Annotated in this window: 18 protein-coding genes; all 18 read left to right on the forward strand. The window is 48.4% G+C overall.

The window, feature by feature from the left end; genetic code table 11:
• Positions 1 to 176: 176 nt before the first annotated feature.
• Positions 177 to 1,637, forward strand: coding sequence for an MOP flippase family protein (locus H6F57_RS11380; protein ID WP_190629855.1), 1,461 nt, complete (start codon positions 177 to 179; stop codon positions 1,635 to 1,637).
• Positions 1,638 to 1,680: 43 nt separating this feature from the next.
• Positions 1,681 to 2,760 (forward strand): polysaccharide pyruvyl transferase family protein, encoded by a 1,080-nt coding sequence (locus H6F57_RS11385; RefSeq protein WP_190629854.1) that lies wholly within the window; start codon positions 1,681 to 1,683, stop codon positions 2,758 to 2,760.
• 26 nt (positions 2,761 to 2,786) lie between these two features.
• Positions 2,787 to 3,671, forward strand: coding sequence for an FAD-binding protein (locus H6F57_RS11390; protein WP_190629852.1), 885 nt, complete (start codon positions 2,787 to 2,789; stop codon positions 3,669 to 3,671).
• Between the two features lie 95 nt (positions 3,672 to 3,766).
• Positions 3,767 to 4,753, forward strand: coding sequence for a glycosyltransferase (locus H6F57_RS11395; RefSeq protein ID WP_190629850.1), 987 nt, complete (start codon positions 3,767 to 3,769; stop codon positions 4,751 to 4,753).
• 33 nt (positions 4,754 to 4,786) lie between these two features.
• The gene (locus H6F57_RS11400; RefSeq protein WP_190629849.1) at positions 4,787 to 5,698 is read left to right on the forward strand and encodes a glycosyltransferase; all 912 of its coding nucleotides are present in this window, start codon (positions 4,787 to 4,789) and stop codon (positions 5,696 to 5,698) included.
• 41 nt (positions 5,699 to 5,739) lie between these two features.
• Positions 5,740 to 6,795 (forward strand): glycosyltransferase, encoded by a 1,056-nt coding sequence (locus H6F57_RS11405; protein ID WP_190629848.1) that lies wholly within the window; start codon positions 5,740 to 5,742, stop codon positions 6,793 to 6,795.
• 97 nt (positions 6,796 to 6,892) lie between these two features.
• On the forward strand, positions 6,893 to 8,080 hold the full coding sequence (locus H6F57_RS11410; protein WP_199289885.1) for a glycosyltransferase: 1,188 nt from the start codon (positions 6,893 to 6,895) through the stop codon (positions 8,078 to 8,080).
• Positions 8,081 to 8,117: 37 nt separating this feature from the next.
• Entirely contained in the window at positions 8,118 to 9,236 is a 1,119-nt protein-coding gene (locus H6F57_RS11415) for a glycosyltransferase family 1 protein (RefSeq protein WP_190629847.1), read from the forward strand.
• Between the two features lie 5 nt (positions 9,237 to 9,241).
• On the forward strand, positions 9,242 to 10,483 hold the full coding sequence (locus H6F57_RS11420; protein ID WP_190629846.1) for a glycosyltransferase: 1,242 nt from the start codon (positions 9,242 to 9,244) through the stop codon (positions 10,481 to 10,483).
• Complete coding sequence (locus tag H6F57_RS11425; RefSeq protein WP_190629845.1) at positions 10,471 to 11,643, forward strand: glycosyltransferase; 1,173 nt, start codon at positions 10,471 to 10,473, stop codon at positions 11,641 to 11,643. The genes H6F57_RS11420 and H6F57_RS11425 overlap by 13 nt, the downstream gene beginning before the upstream one ends.
• A 22-nt stretch (positions 11,644 to 11,665) precedes the next feature.
• On the forward strand, positions 11,666 to 13,072 hold the full coding sequence (locus H6F57_RS11430; RefSeq protein ID WP_190629844.1) for a hypothetical protein: 1,407 nt from the start codon (positions 11,666 to 11,668) through the stop codon (positions 13,070 to 13,072).
• Between the two features lie 151 nt (positions 13,073 to 13,223).
• A complete protein-coding gene (locus H6F57_RS11435; RefSeq protein WP_190629843.1) occupies positions 13,224 to 13,832 on the forward strand; it encodes a hypothetical protein in 609 nt (202 codons plus the stop codon).
• 97 nt (positions 13,833 to 13,929) lie between these two features.
• Entirely contained in the window at positions 13,930 to 14,856 is a 927-nt protein-coding gene (crtC, locus tag H6F57_RS11440) for a cyanoexosortase C (RefSeq protein ID WP_190629961.1), read from the forward strand.
• A gap of 275 nt (positions 14,857 to 15,131) precedes the next feature.
• Positions 15,132 to 15,836 (forward strand): PTPA-CTERM sorting domain-containing protein, encoded by a 705-nt coding sequence (locus H6F57_RS11445; RefSeq protein ID WP_190629842.1) that lies wholly within the window; start codon positions 15,132 to 15,134, stop codon positions 15,834 to 15,836.
• A 780-nt stretch (positions 15,837 to 16,616) separates the two neighbouring features.
• Positions 16,617 to 19,193 (forward strand): DUF4347 domain-containing protein, encoded by a 2,577-nt coding sequence (locus H6F57_RS11450; protein WP_190629840.1) that lies wholly within the window; start codon positions 16,617 to 16,619, stop codon positions 19,191 to 19,193.
• 216 nt (positions 19,194 to 19,409) lie between these two features.
• Positions 19,410 to 20,033 carry an HpsJ family protein gene (locus H6F57_RS11455; protein WP_190629838.1) on the forward strand — a complete coding sequence of 208 codons (624 nt, stop codon included), beginning with the start codon at positions 19,410 to 19,412 and terminating at the stop codon, positions 20,031 to 20,033.
• Positions 20,034 to 20,187: 154 nt separating this feature from the next.
• Entirely contained in the window at positions 20,188 to 21,696 is a 1,509-nt protein-coding gene (locus H6F57_RS11460) for an NAD(P)/FAD-dependent oxidoreductase (protein ID WP_190629836.1), read from the forward strand.
• A gap of 23 nt (positions 21,697 to 21,719) precedes the next feature.
• Entirely contained in the window at positions 21,720 to 22,862 is a 1,143-nt protein-coding gene (locus H6F57_RS11465) for a glycosyltransferase family A protein (protein WP_190629834.1), read from the forward strand.
• Positions 22,863 to 22,900 lie beyond the last annotated feature (38 nt).

Consider the following 22,900-nt stretch of genomic DNA (forward strand, 5'->3'; position numbering starts at 1 on the left):
AGCAGTGCCTACAATTTAAAGTTAAGAAAGTGGATACTAGCAGCGCGGACTCATCTCAGGATGAGTCCGCGCTGCTTTGTTGCAATTGGTAATCGGACAATGTTACAAATTTGTTAAAGCCGCTGCCCATAACATTGCTAGAAAATTGAATCGAAGTTTTTCAAGATGGAGTAGCTATGGGATTGCATCAACAAGCGGTTAAAGGAGCCTTCTGGTCCGCAGTAGAAAGTTGGGGAAGACAATTTTTCTCACTATTTACTTTTTTCCTGCTGGCTAGATTGTTAAGCCCGGAAATATTTGGCCTAACAGCACTGGCCAGTATTTTTGTTGCGTTTATGCAATTGTTTTTAGACCAGGGTTTAGCTCAAGCAATTATTCAGCGAAAAGAAATAAGCAAAGAACATCTTAATACTGCTTTTTGGATCTGCGCAGTAATTGGATTTTTTCTGACTATTGTTAGTATTTTGCTAGCTCCTTTTGCTTCCTCCTTTTTTGACGAACCTAAACTAACATCAATTATTCGAGTTCTTTCTTTAGGATTTATTTTTGGCTCTCTGAGCAGCGTCCAAGATGCAATCTTAAGCCGAAATTTAGAGTTTAAGCCTTTAGCCCTTAGAACCTTGATAGCAACTGTTGCCTCAGGCTTATTAGGAATTGTAATGGCATTGAATGGCTTTGGAGTTTGGAGCCTAGTAGGTCAACAACTCTGTAGCAATTTTGTTAGCACGGTTATGTTATGGAAGGTAAGTTCGTGGCGTCCAGCATTTGAATTTTCTTTCCAACATGGTAAGGAGCTAGCAAGTTTTGGTATTAGCGTTGTTGGTTTTAATGTATTTAATTTTTTCAACAAGCGCACCGATGACTTGCTAATTGGTAAGTTCCTTGGAACAGTACAGCTTGGCTATTACTCTGTTGCCTACCGCCTGCTGCTAATATCATCTCAGATGCTTATCAGCATTATATCGCGCGTCGCTCTGCCCACATTCTCGAAATTGCAGCAAGAGCCAGAGCGAATGAAAAAGGCATTTTACGAAGTCACTAATATTTCCAGCGCAATTTCTTTTCCTATCTTCATAGGTGCATCTGCATTAGCACCAGAAATCATCTTAGTTGTCTTTGGCACTCAATGGGAAAACAGCATTCCTGTGATGCGGATCCTAATGCTCATTGGCCCTGTACATACTATTTTGATTTATAACAGCTCAATACTTATGGCGATGGGCAAGCCCAACTGGCGACTGGCAATCCAGGTCGTTAACGTACTTGTCAATGTTATAGGGTTCTTCATAGTTGTACGGTGGGGAATTATTGCTGTTGCATCAGTATACGTAATTCGAGGGTATTGTTTGTTGCCTCTATCGATCTGGGCCATTGACAGATTACTAAAAGTCGATTATAAGTCTTACCTCTCGCAATACTTTTCCCCATTATTTTGTTCTCTTTTGATGACTCTGGCGATATTTTTGACGAGATACTTTTGCACTTACTTAAGCTTAAACGACTTTCTGACTCTTGTTACTTGTATAGCAATTGGTACAGTTTCTTATGTGGGCTCTATAGCAATCTTTTCACCAGGGCTTTTTGCTAAATTCCAGAAGATTATCCAGGTATTTACTCAGTCTGCTTCTAAAGCTTAATCACATCAATTTGTGTAGTAGTTAGTTCACATCTAAGGGAAAAATGAAAATAGGAATTTTGACTTTTCATCATGTAGATAATTATGGTGCGGTTCTTCAAGCATATGCACTACAAAAATTTCTTCGAGATGCCGGACATGACGTAGAAACCATCGATCGTCGTCCCCTTGGAGCAATTAAATACTATACGAAGGGGTTGAGCCCTTTGAGCAAAAGCCTAAAGATGAACTCTGACTTTGTTCCTAAAATTACTAGAGCATGGAAAGTTAGACAATTCATGCTGAAAAATCTTCGATTAAGCAAAGGGCCAATTTACCGAAAAGACCGTCTTAAGAAGTTAAGAAATCATTACGATGCTGTTATCGTTGGTAGCGACCAAGTTTGGTGCTTGGAATCATTTAGAGGCTTTGACTCGTCATTCTTTCTGGATTTCGTTGATAACAGCAAGCTTAAGCTAAGCTATGCTGCAAGTTTCGGCAGCACAACGAGTCTAGGCGCATATCATGGTCGGGTAGAGGCTTTGGTTCAAGCATTTGGTGATATTCTAGTTCGCGACGCCAACAGCAAAAATATTGTTTCTAACGAACTTGGCTGTGACTCTAAAGTCGTCCTAGACCCAACTTTCTTAGTCAGCTATAGCGAGATTGCTAAGCCTACTAAAATGACAGAAGATTTTCTGCTGATTTACAATCAAGCCTCGTTAACCAAAGAGCAGGAGAGTTTTGTTCAGAAAATCTGTGAGAACAAAAACCTAAAAATTGTATCGGTCAGAAATCCTAATTCAATCGCTGATGAGAACTTCTTGACCGCCGATCCATCAGAGTGGCTAGGATTATTTGAGGCCGCTTCTTATGTTGTGACTAACACCTACCACGGCACCATTTTTGCTCTTATTAATAAAAAGCTTTTTACTGTCCTTCACTCTTCTAACAAAACAAACAAAACTGCTGATTTATTGAGAGGGATGGGGCTTGAGAACCGTATTCTTCTTGAGCCTAAAAATCCTGAACGATTGAATGAACATCTGAGCGAGATAGACTATATCGAGGTGCAAAAAATCATAGATTCAAAAGTTCATTATTCAAAAATTGCCCTCCTGACTGCTCTGTCAAAATATTCTTAATTAGAGTTTTAGGACTCTTCATTACTATGACCAAGAGTATATCTACGCCAAAGCTAAACCAGGACATCCTTGGCATAAAGGAATTTGAGTCAAGTCAACTGTCTCACTACCGGACGTTTCATGTCTTTGAAAATTATGCAGAGATTACAAGCCAAAATGACTTAGCTAAGTATTGCAGCTGGGCTAGAGGCAATGGTTTAGAGATATACATTTTGGGTAATGGCTCAAATACTTTGTTTGCTAAGCACAAAGTCAAGACTCTCGTTCTGAAAAATAAAATACCAAAGTATATCAAGCCTATTTCTGACTGCCGCATAGAAGTATCTTCGTCGGTGCAGATTATGGACGTCTTAAAATACTGCTATGACAATTCTCTAAGCTCGTTTTACTATCTTGCATCAGTACCAGCTAGTATTGGGGGCGCATTGGCTATGAATGCAGGGCGAGGAGAATCGCATCAATGTACAATTTATGACTTCGTTGAAAGTGTCACCTTTATCGAGGATGGTGAAATCAAAACACTGGCGCGTCAGGATATTGACGTAAGCCACCGGCAAACCATATTCACTGGAAAACATTCAAAGCTAATTTTGTCTGCAATTCTTAGATTTGAAAAGGAAATTTTTGACGTCAATCCAATTCAGGATAGGCAGATATGGGCTAAAGATCATCAGGATAATGTAGGCCCGAACTGCGGATCTGTCTTTAGGAGCGCTAACTTTTCATTGCTTAGAAAGCTTCAAGGTTTTAGCTTTAATCAAGCTAGTTTCTCTAGGAAGACTCCAAACTGGATACTAAATCGTTCAAAAAGCAGTAGCTCCATCAAAGCTTTAATATTTTTGGCTGGTATGCTGCACCTGATTAAAGGAGATAGGAAAAAGCTAAAGCTAGAAATAATCTTGGTTGATTAAGCGTGGTGTTTAGAAGACAGAGCTAAACGCTCCTTCGCAAGCTTTAGAAGAAGCAAAGGGCTTTAGTTGGGTTTTGTTTGTATTGTAGAGCCAGCATGAATCACTCAATCAGCAAAGAACCTTTAGTCAGTGTTCTAATCAACAATTACAACTATGATCAATTCTTAGCCGATTCTATCGATAGCGTTTTGGGCCAAACCTACTCAAATATTGAAATTATTGCTGTAGATGATGGCTCGACGGATGGATCGAGAGAAGTCTTGAAGCAGTATGAAGACAAAATAACTTCAGTCTTTAAGACCAATGGTGGTCAAGCTTCGGCAATGAATGCCGGTTTTGCAGCCAGCAAGGGTGCTATTATCTGTCTACTTGACGCTGACGATTTATTTTTGCCAGAAAAAGTTGCTCAGGTAGTTAGTCTGTTTCAGCTCCATCCCAATATCGATTGGGTATTTACTGAGTCGGTTCCTGTTGAAACTTCTAAGATTGACAGAGAGAGATTCGAGCCACTGTTCGATTCGATTAGGCAGAGCAACCCTCTAAATACTGTAGAAAGCATTGATTTCACTGCTCAGATTCTGAAAGGGAAGTCTCCTAGCTTTACGCCTTCGACATCGAATTTATGTTTTTCTCGGAAACTGCTTGAGGTGATATTTCCACTGCCAGAAGTTAAGGGACTTTCTGGAATGGCAATTACTGATCTATATATTAAGACTCTTGCTGTAGGGTTCTCAAGAGGATGCGTAACTAAGCAAAACTTAGGAATTTATAGATTTCACGATAATTACTATAAGAATGTAGATCTAAGTAAAAAAAGAAGGCTTTTTGGCGAGATATATACTACCACAGGGTACTGGATTCAGAAAAACTTTCCAGACTTTAGAGTTATTGGTGAAAAGCTTTTGGCAAAAGGATTTGCCACCTACCAAAGCAGTCAGTATTTCCCGGAGACACCCGAAAATGCCAACTGCGATCGCATGTTTACAACGTACCTAAACTCACTATCGCCTGTGGGTAAGACAAGATTTTGGCTAATCTATAGCTATTTTAAGAGCCGCCTGCTTTTCAAGCAATTTGTTTAGCACTGCTTTGTTGTCTACCACAAAACTTAAGCCATGGAACCTAAATCTACCCCCTTTGTTTCCGTCATTATTCCTGTCTTTAATGACAATCGCTATCTTGGTATTTGTTTAAATTCTCTTGCCTCTCAAACCTACCCGTCAGATCACTATGAAGTGATTGTGGTTGATAATAACTCAGACGAGGATATTCAAGTTGTCACTAGTGAGTTTGATTTTGTTACCCTAATCCACGAGCCTGTACCGGGTTCTTATATTGCTAGAAACCGTGGGATTAAATTCTCAAAGGGGGACGTTGTAGCCTTTACTGATGCAGACTGCATTCCAGCAGAAAACTGGATTGAGCAAGGTGTCGCAGCGCTTTATAGAGAGGAAAACGTTGGCCTAGTTGCTGGCCACATTGATCTGTTCGCTAGAGATAACAACAAGCCTAACCCCTTTGAGCTATATGAAACTATTGCTTTAGCGTTTCCCCAAGACCAGTTTTTAGCCAATGATCGCTTTGGGGTAACCGCCAATCTTTTTACTTTTAAGCATGTTCTTACCAAGGTTGGCCTTTTTGATGAGACGTTGAAGTCTGGAGGTGACAGAGACTGGGGGCAGCGTGTTTATGCCGCTGGCTATCGCCAAATTTATGGAGAACAGGCCTGCGTTAAGCATCCTGCTAGGGACAGTTGGGAATCACTTCGGAAGCGGTCTGTTCGCATAATAGGAGGAAAATTTGATCTGCTTAGAGCAAATGAACCGTCTGATTTGGCTCTGCTAAAAGATTTTATTCTCTTTCTCAAGCCACCGTTTAGATTTTTCGTTCGGGTATGGCAAGATAGCAGGCTGAAAAACTTTCACCAGAAATTTCAGTTCACTCTGGTCATGCTTCGTCTGCGCTGGGTTGCTATTCAAGAACGATTTTTGCTTCAGTTCTGTGGGGGAATATCGAAGCGGAGCTAGTCCCTAAAAACCTTTAGTTAAAGAGAATGGCTCGCAGAAATATGCAGCAACACCTTAAACTTAGTATTGTTATCAATAACTACAACTACGATCGCTTTCTTGCCCAAGCTATCGACAGCGCCCTGGCGCAAACCTATCCTCACGTCGAAGTCATCGTTGTAGACGACGGCTCTACCGATGGCTCTCGACAGATTATTGAGGGCTATGGCGATCGCATTATCCCTATTTTTCAAGCCAATGGTAAGCAGGGAGCAGCCTTCAACAACGGCTTTGCCCACAGCCAGGGCGATATCATTATCTTTCTCGACGCCGACGACTACCTCTACCCCACCGCTGCTGAAAGCATTGTTCAGGCCTGGCAGACAGATTCAGTAAAACTTCACTACCGGCTCGATGTCGTTGACACCGAAGGCAACCCCCGAGGCTTCTCTTATCCCCAGGGCGGCAGCCTGTCTAAAGGCGACATTCACCAAGCCGTGATTATGAAGGGCACCTATACCGGCGTGCCCACCAGCGGCAATGCCCTGAGCCGCCGAGCCCTAGAGCAGGTGATGCCGATTCCGCCAGAGTTCAACACCACCTCTGACGACTATCTGTCGGTACTCATTCCCCTCTATGGCGAAGTAGCCGCCCTAGAAACCCCTCTGGGGGCTTACCGCATCCACACCAATAATCAGTGGGCTATGTCTACTGTCTCTGCCGAACGCTTTCATCGCTTCATCCGTCACGACAGGCAGCGGTGCCAGCTGCTGACCGTCAAAGGCAAAGAACTCGGGTTTGACGTACCGGATGATTTAGAAATGCGATTTTTGGGCCGGGTGTGGTCGCGGCTGTCATCCCTTAAGTTTGACCTGGCTAGCCATCCCATCGCCGAAGACCGGCCCCTGGCTTTGGCCAGAGCCGGCATTAGGGCCGTGTGGCTGTACTCTGACCACAACTGGCCCAAAAAAATTATCTTTAGCGTCTGGTTTATATGGGTCGGGGTGATGCCCCCCGCTCTGGCTAGGCCCGCCATTATCTGGCTGTTTGCCCCTCAGTTTCGCCCCAAACCCATAGATTGGACTCTGACCAAGCTGAGAGTGCTGGTGAGTACCTAGAGCTATCCTGTTTGACCTGCCCTGGATTCAAGGGAACTAGGAAGCCAGGGAACCACTCTAGTTTTTAAAACTGCCCCCAATTACTTTGGTAATGACTATGACTCTCACTGCTCAGCCCCTACCGATGCGAGCGCCGCAGCCCCAGGCCAGCAAGCCGATCAGAGTTTTGTTTGTCAGCCATACCTATGTAGTAGGCGTCAACCAGGGCAAGCTCGACGCCATTGCCCAGGCCGGGGCCGAGGTCGGTCTTTTGGTGCCCCAGCACTGGCAGGCCCCCCAGTGGAAAAAACGCTTTGAGGCCGAAAATCTTTATCCTCACATTCAGCTCTACCCCTGCCCCATCTACTTTGAGGGTCGAGCCGGGGCCCACTTTTACCCACCCCAAGCGATCTCAAAAACCATCCGTGATTTTAAGCCCGACATCATTCAGGTTGAAGAAGAGGTGTTTTCGCTGGTGGCGCTAGAGGTGGCCTTTTGGGCAAGGCGCTACCGCATTCCGGTGGTGCTGTTTGGTTGGGAAAACCGCGATCGCCAGCTGCCTGCTCCTCGCCGCTGGATGCGGCAGTACGTGTTTAACAGCACCCAAACTATTTTGGCGGGTAACCACGACGGGGCCGAGCTAGTTAAACAGTGGGGCTATCTCAACCCCGTAGAGGTCATGCCTCAAATGGGTGTCGACACCGAGTTATTCTCGCCCCGGCTGCGGCCGCAAAAGCCCAGCGATGCCCCCCTCGACATTGGCTTTGTAGGCCGCATTGCCGCCCATAAAGGAATTGACACCCTCATTGAAGCGGCCCACCTGCTAAGGCAGCAAGGGCTAGAGTTTTGCATTAGCCTGTGTGGCTCTGGCCCGGACGAGGCCCAGTTTAAGCAGCTCGCCCACAACTACAACCTCGACGATGTTGTGGTTTGGACCGGGGGGGTGCGCCACGACGAAGTGCCCCAGGCTATGGCTAAGATGGATGTTTTGGTGTTGCCCTCGCGCACCATACCCACCTGGAAAGAGCAGTTTGGCCACGTGCTGATTGAGGCGATGGCCCTGGGCCTGCCGGTGGTGGGGTCAACCTGTGGCGAAATACCCAACGTAGTGGGTGAACCAGAGCTGGTGTTCCCTGAGGGCGATGCCGCTGCCCTCGCTAGCATCTTGGCTCGGCTGATTACTGATCAGCCTTGGCGACAGACCATGGCTACCCACAGCCTAAACCGGGTAGACGAACACTACAGCCACCAGCGCATTGCCGAACGCTCAATTGAGCTGTGGCGGTCGATTGTGCAGGCGGGCTAGAGACTGTCTTTACTTAGCGTCTTTATTACCTAGTGCTATGCGTATTGCTATTGTTCGCCGCGCCCTAGGGGCCTCGTTTAGCATGGATGTCTACGCCGACGGCCTAGTCGGTGGGCTGCGGCAGGTGCGCCCCCACTGGGACGTCGTCGAGATCATTCCTTCGTTTTTAGAGTATCAGGGCTCGGCGCTGAGTCGGGTGGGCAAATACTACCGCCGCTATGGACAGTTTCCCCGTCAGGTGCGGCGGCACACCGATGTAGACCTGTTTCACATCGTTGACCACAGCGATGGGCACCTGTGCTATACCCTGGGCCGGGCCCAGCGCCCCGTAGTGGTTACCTGCCATGACCTAATTAACTACATTCAGCCTGAAAACATTAGCACCCAGACCAGGGCACCCCTGGTCAGCACCTGGATTTGGCGCTACGCCGTGCAGGGCATTGCCCTGGCTGACCACATTATTGCGGTGTCTGACCACACGGCTAAAGATGTGATGGCTACCTTTGCGGTAGAGCCAACCCGAGTGACTACGGCTCACAATGGTGTTGATCCAGCCTTTCGCCCGTTGCCCCCAGCCGCCGTTGCAGCGGCGCGATCGCGCTACCAGCTGGCCCCTGACACCCTTTGCCTGCTCAATGTCGGCTCTAACCACCCGCGCAAAAACTTGGTTGCCGTGCTCAAAGCCCTAGCGGTGCTGCACCAGCAGGGGCTGCCTGTGCACTTGCTCAAGGCTGGGGCCGACTTTACCGCTGACCAAAAAACCTACCTTCAGCAGCAAAACCTGACGGATTGTGTGACCTACGTTGGTAAACCTGAGCAGGCGGAGTTAGTTAAGCTGTACAACGCTGCCGATATTTTGGTCGCGCCCTCCCTCTATGAAGGATTTGGCATTACCCCTGCCGAGGCTATGGCCTGTGGCACCCCTGTCGTTGTGGCCAATGCCACGGCGCTACCTGAGGTGGTCGGCTCGGCTGGGCTGCTGGTGCCGCCTGAGGATATTGGCGCGATCGCCGCGGCGATTCGGCAATTGCATGAGCAGCCCGACACCTACCAGCACCTGGTTAAAGCCGGATGCGATCGCGCTCAGAGGTTTACCTGGGCGGCCCATGCAGAGCACGCAGCCCTGTTGTACGAAAACCTGGTCAAACCCCACTAAATTCTATGAAGTCGCTCAATATATTAATTTCGGCCTATGCCTGCCAGCCCCACATGGGCTCAGAACCTGGCGTCGGTTGGCATTTGGTTCAAGAATTAGCTAAACACCATCGGGTTTGGGTGCTAACTCGCAGCAGCAACCGGGCGGCCATTGAGGCCGAGCTTGCCCAAAATGCGATCGAAACCTTGACCTTCCTCTACTGTGACCCACCGGGGCTAGCCCAGCGGTTGCCGCCTGCCCAGGTGCCTCACTACTATCTGTGGCAAGTGGGGGCCTACTTTGTCGCCAAGGCCCTGCTTGAAACCGTCAACATCGACTTGATCCACCACGTTACCTACGTTCGCTACTCTACCCCCAGCTTTTTGGCGCTGCTGCCGGTGCCCTTTGTCTGGGGGCCGGTGGGCGGTGGAGAAATGGCTCCCAAGGCGTTTTGGGGCGACTTCAGCCGCCGAGGACAAGCCTATGAGGTGGTGCGCAGTCTGGTGCACCGCGCCGGCGAGCTAGACCCTTTTACCGCCATGACGGCCCGCCGAAGCGCCATCGTTAAAGCCACTACCCCCGACACGGCGCGACGGCTTCAACCGTTGGGGGCGACTAATCTTCAGGTAGAGTCTGAGTCAGGGCTGTCGACTGAAGAGATTGAGCGGTTGAGCCAGTGCTCTATTCCTGCTCCGGTGCCGTTTCGATTTATCAGCATGGCCCGGCTGCTCCATTGGAAGGGGCTACATCTGGGCATTCAAGCCTTTGCCTCAGCCCAACTGCCGCCCGACACTGAGTACTGGATTTTGGGCGAAGGGCCAGAACTAGCTAGCCTACAAGCCTTAGCTAAACGGCATGGGGTCGGCGATCGCGTTAAATTTTTAGGCCGTCTGCCCAGGGCTGAAACGCTGCAACGCCTAGGCCAGTGCCACACCCTAGTCCATGCTAGCCTCCATGACTCAGGCGGCTGGGTCTGCCTAGAGGCGATGGCCGCCGGTCGCCCGGTTATTTGCCTCGACCTCGGTGGCCCCAGCGTGCAGGTGACCCTAGAAACAGGCTTTAAGATACCGGCCCACACCCCTGCTCAAACCATTGAGCACTTGGCAACGGCAATGGAAAAACTGGCCTTTAACCCAGAGCTATGTCAGCAGATGGGCACAGCTGGCCAGCAGCGCGTACAAAAACACTTCTCTTGGGAAGCTAAAGGCCGAGAATTGAGCCAGCAATACGCCGTACTTTGTCACGAGGTCGCCCCATGCGCATCTTAAGTGTTCACAACACCTACCAAATTCGAGGGGGCGAAGACGAGTCTCGTGAGTCAGAGGAACGGCTGCTGCGCGACCACGGCCACGAAGTCGATGTCTACGAGGCATCAAACGATCGCATCGGAGATTTAAACCCGGCCCAGCTAGCCTTAAGAACGATTTGGTCTCAGCCCGCCTACCGAGACATTAGCGATCGCCTGGCTCAAAAACCCTACGACATCGTCCATATTCAAAACTTCTTTCCGCTGATTTCTCCGTCCGCCCACTACGCGGCTAAAGCGGCGGGGGTGCCCGTAGTGCAAACCCTGCGAAACTATCGATTGCTGTGCCCCAACGGCCTGTTTTTTCGCAATGGGCAGGTGTGCGAAGACTGTATGGGCAAGCCCATTCCTTACCCAGGTGCCCTCCACGGCTGCTACCGGGAGAGCAAAGCCGCCAGCGCCGTCGTTACCGCCATGATTGCGACCCACCGAGCGCTCAACACCTGGTCTAGGGCTGTGGATGTGTTTATCACCCTGACCGAGTTTTCTCGGCAAAAGTTTATTCAGGGCGGCTTTGCGCCAGAGCAACTGGTGGTCAAACCCAACTTTGTCGCCCCTGACCCTGGCGTAGGCACCGGCACCGGCAACTACGCCCTCTATGTCGGCCGCTTATCGGTCGAAAAGGGGCTAGATACCCTGCTCGATGCCTGGGAACAACTTGATACCCCCATTCCTCTAAAGATTGTGGGCGATGGTCCCCTCAAAGAGATGGTTGAAAAAGCTGCCTATAAACAGCCCCAAATCGAGTGGCTCGGGCGACAGCTGCTGCCAGAGGTCCATCGCCTCATGGGTGAAGCCAAATGCTTAGTTTTCCCATCTAAATGGTATGAAACCTTTGGCCGGGTGGCGGTAGAAGCCTTTGCTAAGGGCACGCCCGTCGTGGCCGCTAAAATTGGAGCCATAGAAGAGCTCGTGGGTGGCAGCAACACCGGCATTCTGTTTGAACCCGGCAATGCGTCAGACCTGGCCAATCAGCTCAGCCGATTTTGGTTTGCTTCGGCGGCTGAGCACAGCGCTATGCGACGGGCCGTTCGAGCAGAGTTTGAGCAAAAATACACCGCCACCGCCAACTACAAAGCGTTGATAGATATTTACACTAAAGTGTGTTCAGTTGCGCACTAGGCTTAATCGTTAAGAGCAAGCTATGACCTGTCCCTATCTCTATAAAAGTGCTACCCAGTCGGGTGTAGTCAGCAGTGCTACTCTGCTACTGATTGCTTTTTCGACAGTATTTTTTCCGCGTATTATCAGCTCGTTTGGCGCTCCCTCGCCCATTAATTTTATTCACTTTTTAGTCGTTCCTGGTATCTGCCTATGGGCCTTGGTTAAGAGTTCGCCTAGCCGATCCAGTCGCGTTACTGTAAACCTGCTACTGATTGTGCTGTTTGCACTTTTACTTGTTGAATTTTTTAGTGCTTTTATTAACAGTGCCGCGTTTATTAATGTTGGTTTGTCGTACATGCTGCTGGCAGAGCCAGCTATGTTTTTGGCGGGCATGGTCGGATCAGAATTTGCAGAAAAAGATTTTGTTTTTTTTAGAGCGTGGATCATTAGATTTTCGCTGATTAACCTGGCGATCGCGCTCATGCAGGCCGCTATGTTAGCAGCTGGCCTACTGCCGGTTAGTAGCATGAGTGTCCCTCAAGACAATATTCAAGGCGTTTTCTACTTAACCGGCGGCGGTCACAACGTGTCTGCCTCGGTTTCTATGAGCTTTGCTATTTATTACTTGGTTAGTGCTCGCAATCCCTTTGGGGCCAAAAAAGCCCCGATTTGGCTGATCTATACCCTTTTAGGAGCAGGCTTTTTTCAGCTGTTATACGCCGACTCTAAGCAGACAATGTTGGTTATTATGGCAGCCTGGGGCATATTGGCAGCCACCAAGTTTAAAAAAATAGGCACACTGCTAAAGTATGCGATCGCCATTGGAGCCATTGTCTATTTTATGCTGTGGGCGATCGACAACATCTCTCTGTTTAGAGCATTTGGCACCTGGCTAAGACCTGAGATATATGGAAGAGACGGCGTTGCTACACAGCTCAAGATTGCCGCTTTTCCAATCGTTACCTCGCACTACGATTCGCTATTGAACTGGTTTGTGGGGCTGGGCCCTGGCCACACCGTCAGCCGCCTGGGGGGCTGGATTTTGCCCGAATACTGGTCTTTGCTTAGGCCTTTAGGGGCAACTATTCACCCCGCCAGCGGCGAAGCCTGGAATAGGGTCTCCTCTGTGTGGATTGGCTCTGCCTCCAGCATGTTTTCGCCCCTGTTTGGCTGGGCGGGCATTTGGGGAGATTTAGGCGTTCTCGGTCTGGGGGTATACCTGGCCATTGGCTACGTAGTTTGGAAAAAGCTATGCCTCGACGACTTCTCTCGCTTCACGCTGCTGTCGATTATGATGCACGGCTTAATCTTCAGCCAGATGGAAGAGCCAGGTTTTATGCTTCACTGCATGGCCCTTATCTTTCTGCGCTGGAAAGAACTAAAGTTTAAGGCATTAGAGCTTAGACCCCGATACTCCCAGGCACCTGCGATCGGGGCTTTAGGCTAAGCCCCTTAAAAGTGACAGCATAAATATAAATTTTCTGTGCAGCAAGCCCTTACCAACAATAAGCATCCGGTTTTCGCTACTGTCCGTAGAAAGCAGTAAGAGGGCCTCCTCCGTGCCCGCCAGCCAGTAGATCTATCAGTGTTTATTTGTTATGACCAGCCTTTCCGGTTCTTCGGCGTTTGACTCTTTGCCTAGTCCGCCTGCGGTCAACCACATCTTTTTGATCGTTGGCCTGGCCTGCCTTCTTGGCTTTGTCATAAATCTTCTGACCGCTGCCCTTCCTCCCGACCTCATGGCCCTAGAGTGGCGGATTGGCTTTATGCAGCAGGTGAGCAGTCGCAGCGTTTCGCTATTTCTTGGTTTGGCTATGGTCGTCTACGGCAGCTTGACATGGCGGGTCCTGTCTCGCTATCTAGCGCTGGCTTGCCTGGTAGGGGGCATTTTGTTTCTGCTGTCGGGGGTAATTGTTATTCGCGATGGCTTAGTGCTGCAAAACCAGGCCCTTGGCACCATTGAGAGCGAGGCCACAGAAATCAGATCTCAGCTACAAACCGCTCAGGTTAATCCCAATCTACCCCCCGAAGTTACCCCTCAGCGGATTGGAGAAGCCCTGAGCCAGCTCGAGGTGCAGGCCGAAGCACTCAGTCAAAATGCTCGCAGCAGCGCCACTCAGTCAATGATGTCAATGCTGAGTACCCAGGTTGTCACTGGTATAGGGCTGCTAGCGCTGGGCAGGGTTGCCATCAAGCACAATTCCTAGAATTTTGGCTCTCTAAATGCGAAAGAGCTAGGTGAAGACGCAGATAGCGATCGCTCCTCTCCAGCTTCTTTACGGCACCGTAACGTTACTTACAACTATGGCCGCCCCCACCTTAAACCTCAAACCTCACCTACAAACTGCCTGGAGTTGGATAGCTGCTTTAGCTAAAGACTTCCACGGGCGTATTGTGCTATTAGGGCTGACGGTGGGGCTGATTTACCTGCCGGTGTGGTTGGGCTACTTAGTGCCAAGAGCCCTTAAAGGCAAAGTTGGCTGGTTCTTGGTGCTATGTATGTTGGGGTTAGCTGCTGCTGAACTGTGGAACCGCCGTTCTGTTCTTAAAGCCCTAAGAGCTTCTGAAGAAGATCGTCTGCTAGGGCAATTATTGATTGTGGGCGCAGCGGTGCTGTTTCCATTTTGTCGCTTTGCAATTTGGCCTCAGGCCTTTTTGTGGTTGGTAATTTTAGCGGGCATTGCTTGTAGCACCTGGGGAGTCAGCTTTTTTGGTCGGTTCATGGTACCTGCGGCTTTAATTGGCCTCACTACATACCCGCGCATTGGTTTTATTTCTCGCTTTATCTGGGATTTTTTTGCCCCTTATCAGTTTTTAGAAATCAAGATGGCCGAGGTGAGCAGTGCGGCTATGCGGGCCATTGGTTTCCCGGCGGTGCAGGAGGGGGTTTTTATTACCTTTCCGGAAGGTGCAGTAGAAGTAGGCTGGGGTTGCAATGGGCTAGACATGGCTCTCTCTATTGCCGCCACCGGTTTTTTTATGGGAATTCTATACAAGCAAAAGCCACGCCAAATGGCAATGTTAATCGGCATTGCGGTACTCATTTCACTACTATTCAATATTCCTAGACTTATGCTGGTCACCATTGCCCATGTGTATTGGGGTAAATGGTGGTTTGATTTTTGGCACGGTTTTTGGGGTGGTCAAATCTTTGTAGGCGTACTTCTCACCGCTTACTATTATGCCATGATGGCCTTGATCGAAAAATCCGATAAAAAGAGCAGAACATAACACCAGTTCTATTTCTAATGCCGTTGTGTTTTTTATATAAATTTGAATTTTTACTTATTAAAATTATGCTTTATATCCTATACTTGTTTCAGGGAACACAACCGTATAAGTTCAACCTTCTATGGTTTCAAATGCTACCATGAGCTTTGCCAAAGGCTTTTTTGGATGTACCTAAAGTCTTATACATCCATTACTTAACTCAGGAATCATTGCTCTACCGATATTTTGGCTTTCATTCTAAAAGCTTGTCTTGAAAGTAATTCGCACGAACAGCAATGAACAGAAATTTTATCAATTCCGGAATGATGCTGGCCACCGTTTTGGGAGCTGCCGTGGTTGTGGCATCTGCACCCGCACATGCATTTTCTTTTACCTTAGAAGGGAGTGATAATGTCGGCTCAAATCCACTTAAGGTTTTGGTAGATATCACGCAATTGGGCGGCAATATCCAATATAAGGTAGACATTCTGCCAGAAACCGTTAATAGTACGAATAACATTGGTGACCTGCGCGGATTCTTCTTCGATGTTGCCGATGAATCTTTGTTGTCGCTTTTGAAAATTGTTAATAGCAGTCGGGCTATTTATAATGAAACGTTTAGTGCTAATAATGTCATCAACTTAGGGCAAGGCGTCAACTTTAATCCTGATCCTGGCAAGCCAGCTGTTGCTCGCTTTGATGCTGGCTTTCGGATCGGTGAAAATGGTACTGGTGTTAAAGGCGCTGACGATATCCGCAGCATTATGTTTGAGGTTGCCCGTACAGATGGACTTGCTTTGAGCCTGAGTGATTTTGACCGCAAGGTTTTGCGAGTTGGAGTTCGTGCTACCTCTGTTGGCCCTGAAGACGGTGTCCGTGGTGGTAGTAGTGGCAAGATTGTGGGAGAGGTTCCTACTCCTGCACTGCTGCCTGGTTTGATTGGCTTAGGTGTAGCTGCTCTACGCAAAAAGCAAGAGAACGAAGTTGCGGAAGAGGTTTAATACTAAATCCGAATCACATAACCCCGATTCCCAAAAGGCCAAGCCGTAGGGGCGAATTGCATTCGCCTTACTGAGTCGGGGGCAACTAAGCAGGATCTGGTATAACCTCTTTTTGCTTTATCCTGCCTGAAAGTCAATTACTCTCCAAAGTGATATCTCTTCTCAAGAAGAGATATCACTTTTCTATATAGTTAACCTTTCGGTTAACTGGAAAAGTTTTTTTGGCCTCCTAAGTATTTGAGGACGGATTTTGGAGTAGCCTAAAAAGAAAAATGGTAGGTAACTTTACGGAAGACGAAAAAAGTTTGTAAAGTTAAGGTATGGTTGTTGGGGTGATTGAGTAATTAAACGTTCGTTTTTACAGCATACTCAGCACATTGGGTATTGCCTCAAGAGCATATCTACCAATCTTTTTCGGCCGTCTTTTTCTCTTGTTCAACGTTTCTCTGTTTTTGAGCATAGCTAATTCTGGCTTTAAGGCTACGTTGTTTTTCTTTCAAGATATATGAGAGCTGTGTCTTATGTGTCTTGCACACAGGATCTTAGTAGTAAGCCACTCTGCAAACGGCTGATGTATTGCACTATTCCTGAAGTGCTTGCAAAAGCTGTTTCCTAGAAAGATGCTGCCAATTAGATAATGCTTTAGAAGCTTTGGATCATAGCACGCGAGTAACTACAAAACCTAAAACGGAGACCAATTTGGCAACGGAACCTCAATCATCTTGAGGCTCTAGAACAAGGCTTGAGACGGCATTTGCCCCCTGTAGTCTGGAGATATAAATGACGACTCAAAGTGTTCCTTCCCTAGTCAAGGGTATTGTTTTTCTAGATGACTCGGTTGCTGATGCAGACACACTGCTGGAGGGGCTTAACCCTAACCTCGGCGTTATTTTTCTCGACTCTGCCCAAAATGGCATAACTCAAATCACTAATGCCTTGGAATTGTTTTCTGGCTTAGAGAGCATCCATATCATTTCCCATGGTGAAGCAGGCGGTTTGACGTTAGGTTCAACCGATCTCAACAACAACACTCTAGACAGCTACGGCAGCTACCTAACCCAATGGCAAAAGGCCATGACCAGCACAGCAGATATTTTGCTGTATGGCTGCAATGTAGGATTTAGCCCCAGCGGTAAAAACTTTGTCGATCGCTTGAGTCAGTGGACCAAGGCAGATATTGCGGCCTCTGACGATATTACTGGCAGCGCAGGTGACTGGGATTTTGAGCTGGTTACTGGCTCCATTGAAGCAACTCTAGCGGTAGGTGCAGAGGCTCAGGCAAGCTATGCCAGCAACTTGAATATTATTACCGTGACTAGCTCAGCCGACAGTGGAGCTGGTTCTTTGCGGGCGGCTGTTGCCGCGGCCCCTGCCGGTAGCATTATTCGCTTTGCCTCTACCCTGGCTAACAAGACTATTGCCCTAACCAGCGGTGAGATATTTCTTCAGCAGGATATAACGATTGATGCAACCGGAGTTGCCAATCTAACTATCAGCGGCAGCAACAAGAGCAGAATGTTTCAGGTGGGAACATCTCAAAAAGCAGTTAGCGCTACGTTTAAGAACCTTACCCTGATCAATGGTAATGCCCAGGGTACTCAGGTACCCGGCATGGGAGGTGCTGTTAATTCAGCAAATTTCTGCACGGTTACTCTGATGGACTGCCGGCTCAATAACAACAAAGCTGAGCGCGGTGGAGCCTTGCAAACGGGTTCGGGAGCTAAGGTCACTATTCTTGGTAGTAGCTTCGATGGCAACGACGGTACGCTCACCAATAATGGTAAAAGTGGGGGCGCGATTTCTACTAATAGTGCTGGTGGGGCTGGCGGCACAGGATTTTTAACGGTTGAAAACTCCCGATTCACCAATAACCGGGGATTTAACGGTGGCGCTATCTATGACATTTCCACCCCAACCACCATCAGAAACTCTGTGTTCACTAACAACACAGCCATAGGCGAAGGGGGGGGAGCGATCTTCACCGATGGAGCTGGCCCCAGCGGGCCGGGAACCGTGAGCGGCGGCACTATTCGCATTGAGGGAAGTTGGTTTGAAGGCAACAAAGCCAAAAGTGGCGGCGGTGCTCTCTATATTTGGGGCTATGGCAGTGACAAGTTGGTGGTTAAGGACAGCACGCTGGTCGGCAATACCGTATCTTTAGGCGCCACCAATCTGGCTCGTGGGGGTGGTTTAGAGGTCAATGGCGGTCAGGTGACACTGCAAAATATCTCTGTCGCCAACAATGCGGCTGAAAAGCAAGGGGGTGGCCTGTGGGTGCAGACCAGTTTGCCGGTCGATATTACCAACAGCACTTTCTCAAGTAATCGGGTTAACCAAGATGCTGGTGGTGCCATGTTCTTAAATACGGACGCTTTAACACCGGTCAAAATCACCAATTCCACCATTGTCAACAACTTTGCTGGACGCGCTAATGGGGCGCTGTGGATGAACGGCAGCAACAAAGACTCAATTACACTACGTAACTCGATTGTCGCTTTTAATAAAGCGGTTGACACGAGGCAGAACCAAGTCGGCTACACTCCCCGCGATGGCGGCGGCAATATTGAGTTTCCAGCGCCGGTAAATTCTGGCCCGCGTGTGGCTGCCAACAGTCGTATGGTTGATCCACTGCTGGGGCCGCTAATGAAGATTGGCGATGACCTGGTACATCCGCTGCTATCTGGTAGCCCAGCGATTAACACGGGCGTGAAAGGTACTGGCGTACCCACTCAAGACCAGCGCCAGTTTACTCGTGACTCTTTACCCGACGTAGGAGCTTTTGAACGGGGCGGGTTACTAGCTTATGGCGGTAGCGGTAACGATATGCTTTTGGGCAATTCAGCAATCAATAGTTTTTCTGGGAGCAGCGGCAACGATACCCTTTTGGGGCTAGGTGGAGCCGACACGCTAACTGGTGGTACTGGGGCCGATCGCATCGTCTATACCGGGCGATCGCAGGCTGAGGCCTTTAGCCAGTCAACTCTAGCGTCGCTCGATCGCATTGTGGGCTTTGATGCTACCCAGGGCGATCGCATTCAGCTCGACTACAACAACAATTTGCTCACCTCTGAGCGGCCAGTGGGCCTATTTAATGCTGGCTTGAAGACCGGCACGACTTTAGATCAGGCCGCTCTGGCCGCCTACCAAGATAAAAATCAAGCCTCTAGTGGAGCACAAGCCATGGCGGCAAACCAGGCGGTGTTTTTCCGCTGGGGAGCCCGCACGTTTCTATCGGTTAACGACGGTAATGCTGCCTTTTCTAAAGGCACAGACCTAGTGGCCGAAGTCACGGGCCTACGCATGGCCGGGAGTGATTCTACCGCTGGGACTTTAACGGTGACCAACTATTTCGCGTAAAACGACGCTCTTTAACCAGTAAGCCTGCAAAGCCCCGGCCATACGGCCGGGGCTTTGCAGATCAGGGCGGCCTAATTATAAACATCCAGTGAAGTTAGATAAAACTGGGCGGAAACCACCGTCATTCCCTGAATAGGGTTGAAGTAAGCCTGTACCCTGGCAGGGGTGAGCGTGCGCTCCACCCTAGCAAGCATTTATTGATCCGGAGTTTTATCTATGGTTGGTGCTTCAAATCCGCTCTCATCCCCCTCTCTCAGCGGTCAGGCGATCGCCCGTGTTGTCGGTCTGACCTGCATCTTTGGCTTTCTTGTCGACATGACTGCCCTCACCTTTCCCCTAGAGGAGGGGACAGCCTGGCGGGTGGGATTATTACAGCAAATGGGCGATCGCAGCATTGTGCTGCTCATTGGTGTTGCCCTACTGATCTACAGCGCTTGGGAGAACCAAAGCCTACGAAAGACGTTGGGCCTCCTAGCGATGGGGCTAGGCGCTCTTTTTCTGCTGATTTGTATGTTTGTAGTGCGCGAAAGTTTTCTACTTCACTCTCAAGCAATCGACAACATCGGCAACCAGGTTTCGCAGTTACAGACTCAGGTTGAAGCAGGGCGCTCTAACCCGGAAGTTACAGCCAATACCACAGAGGATGATTTTGCCAATGCCCTACGGGCTATTGATACCCAAGCTGAAACCCTGAGGCAAAATGCGAAAACCACCATTACCAGAAGTGCTGTTGCCAGCACCAGTAACTTTGCGGTAGTAGGCATTGGTTTATTGAGCCTAGGCCGCCTCGGCTCAACGGGAAAATATAGGGGCCGAAGCGCTAAAAAGACACGGAAATAAGACGCCTTTCACTTTGCCACAAAAATCGGTGCCAAATCAACCGGCACTAAATTTGTCGGCTCACGTCCTTAGAGAATGACTCTCTTCGCTTACCCATGGCTAGCCTTTTTAAGATTACGATTTAGCAATTAACCAACCTTTTGCAGCGAGCTATATGAATGATTATCCCGTTGTCATTATTGGGGCAGGGCCAGCGGGCTTGACTGCTGCCTACGAACTGCAGAAGCATGGCCTCAAGTCTGTAGTACTTGAGCAGGCAGATCGAGTAGGCGGCATTTCCCGTACCGAGACTTATAAAGATTATCGGTTTGACATCGGTGGTCATCGCTTTTTTACTAAGGTTGACGAAGTTAATGCGCTTTGGCAAGAAATTTTAGGTGATCAATTCATTCGGGTGCCCCGATTATCACGAATTTACTACGATGGTAAGTTCTATGACTATCCTCTTTCTCTTCTTAAAACCCTGAATAATCTGGGTTCACTGCGGAGTCTGCTGATTTTAATCAGCTATCTCAAAGCTAAGTTCAAGAAATATCTACACCTCAATACAGAAGCTGAAACTTTTGAGGAGTGGGTTGTTGACTGCTTTGGTAACCGGTTATATCAAACTTTCTTTAAAACCTATACCGAAAAAGTCTGGGGCATCCCTTGCAATCAGATTCGGGCTGACTGGGCAGCACAGCGCATTAAAGACATGTCGCTTAAGCGAGCCGTAATCAACGCCCTGTTTGGCAGCCAAAATGCTAAAAGCCTTATTAAAGAATTTGACTATCCACGCCTGGGTCCCGGCATGATGTGGGAGCGCTGCCAGGAAATCGTTGAAACCCAGGGTTCTCCCGTTTATCTCAACACTAAAGTGGTGCAGGTTGAGCGAGAGGACCGTCGCGTTACTAAGGTGATTGCCGAGCAGGGCAGTAAAACCCTCGAATTCACCGGCGAACATTTCATTAACTCTATGCCAATCGCAGCTTTTGTTCATCGTCTGCACCCTCTGCCTCCGGGGGAAGTACTGGCCGCAGCGCGAGGGCTGAAGTATCGAGATTTCTTAATTGTCTCGCTGATTATTAACCGCGACCAGCTTTTTCCCGATAACTGGCTCTACATCCACAGTCCTGACTTTCAGGTAGGGCGCATCCAAAACTTTAAGAATTGGAGTCCGGCGATGGTGCCCGACCCCAGCAAAACCTGTCTGGGGATGGAATATTTTTGCAACGAGGGCGATGGCCTTTGGGAAATGTCGGAAGTGGAGCTAGTTGAGCTGGCTACCAAAGAAATTATTGGGCTCAGCCTGGGGGTGAAGCCTGGGGACGTGGAGGATGGCTGCGTGATTCGTCAGCGAAAGGCTTATCCGGTCTATGACGGGGAGTATCGTCAACACCTGCAGGTGCTGCAAGACTACGTGATGACCCTTGAGAACCTGCAAACAGTGGGTCGCAACGGCATGCACCGCTACAACAACCAGGACCACTCAATGTTGACGGCTCTGCTGGCGGCAAAGAATATTTTGGGCGAGGACCACGACCTATGGAATGTGAACGTGGAGCGATCGTACCAGGAAAACTTTACCGATGAAGAGTGGAACCGACGACAACATCCCCAAAAAATTGTAGATGTTCCGGTTCAATCGGCAGTGGCTATTTCCCCATCAACCTTGTCCTCTTAGTTATGAAAGGAAAGGTAATACAGATGGCTATTCAATCAATCGATACTTTACCTTCTAAAAAGCAGCCTCTGGTTTCAGTTATTATCCCTGCCTATAATGCAGAAAAGTTTATTGCCAAAACCTTAGAATCAGTACTGGCTCAGACTTACCACAACATTGAAGTGATAGTAGTGGACGATGGGTCAGAAGACAGAACAGCTCAAATTGTCCAATCATACATGGAGAGAACCTCCCAACTAAAACTACTTAGCCAAAAAAATTTAGGGGTTGCAGCTGCGCGTAATTTGGGCATTCATCAAGCTAAAGGCAAGTTCATCGCCCCTCTGGATGCAGATGATATATGGTATGAACAAAATATAGAACGGCAGGTACATGCTATTTTATCAGCAGAAAAAAATGTTGGGCTTGTATATTCATGGTCAATAGATATTGATGAATTCGGTCAGCAATTGGGTTGCGTACGTGCCTCTCGAATTGCGGGCCGTGTTTATACAACTCTGTTACTCCACGACTTCATCGCTAACGCTAGTTCTGTCCTAATTCGTAAAGATTGCCTTGATCAGGTTGGGGGATATGATCCTACCCTAAAGCAGCAAAATGGCCAAGGCGGGGAAGATTGGGATATCTATTTACGCATTGCTGAACACTACGAATTTCGGGTCATTCCTGAAGTCTTAGTGGGCTATCGTCAGTTAGCTAATAGTATGTCCGCAGATAGCTATCAGATGGCCCGCTCTAGGTTTCTAATTTGGCAGAAAATTAGACAGCAGTACCCCCGCATTCCCACGTCTATTGAACGCTTATCTAACAGTAGTTTCTATCTTCATCTAGCCGATCAAGATTATCGCGCTACTGAATACAGAACCGCACTAGACTGGACAATAAAAGCACTTAAAATTGATCCTTTAACTCCGTTTTTGCGTCTAGGTCTATACAAAACTGTGGTTTTTTTCTTGCTGAGCAAGCTTAGTCGACGAGCTCCATCAGTGAAAGCGATCAAAAGTTATAGGCAGATAAAATCGAAAAACATTCATAGCACTTCTCATGAGACTCTATTTTTGCAACGCCAAAAGCCACTATTTTTCTGCCAGCCTAAGTTTTTTGCAGAGTTGCTGATCCATCAGTTAGCATCTTTCATATTCGGCAGCTCGAAAAAATGGACTTAAAGAAGTGTTTATATTTACACACATAATCTTAAACAGTA

Origin of the sequence: Leptolyngbya sp. FACHB-60 (assembly GCF_014695775.1) — a bacterium.
In the GTDB taxonomy this organism is placed as follows: Bacteria; Cyanobacteriota; Cyanobacteriia; order Phormidesmidales; family Phormidesmidaceae; genus Nodosilinea.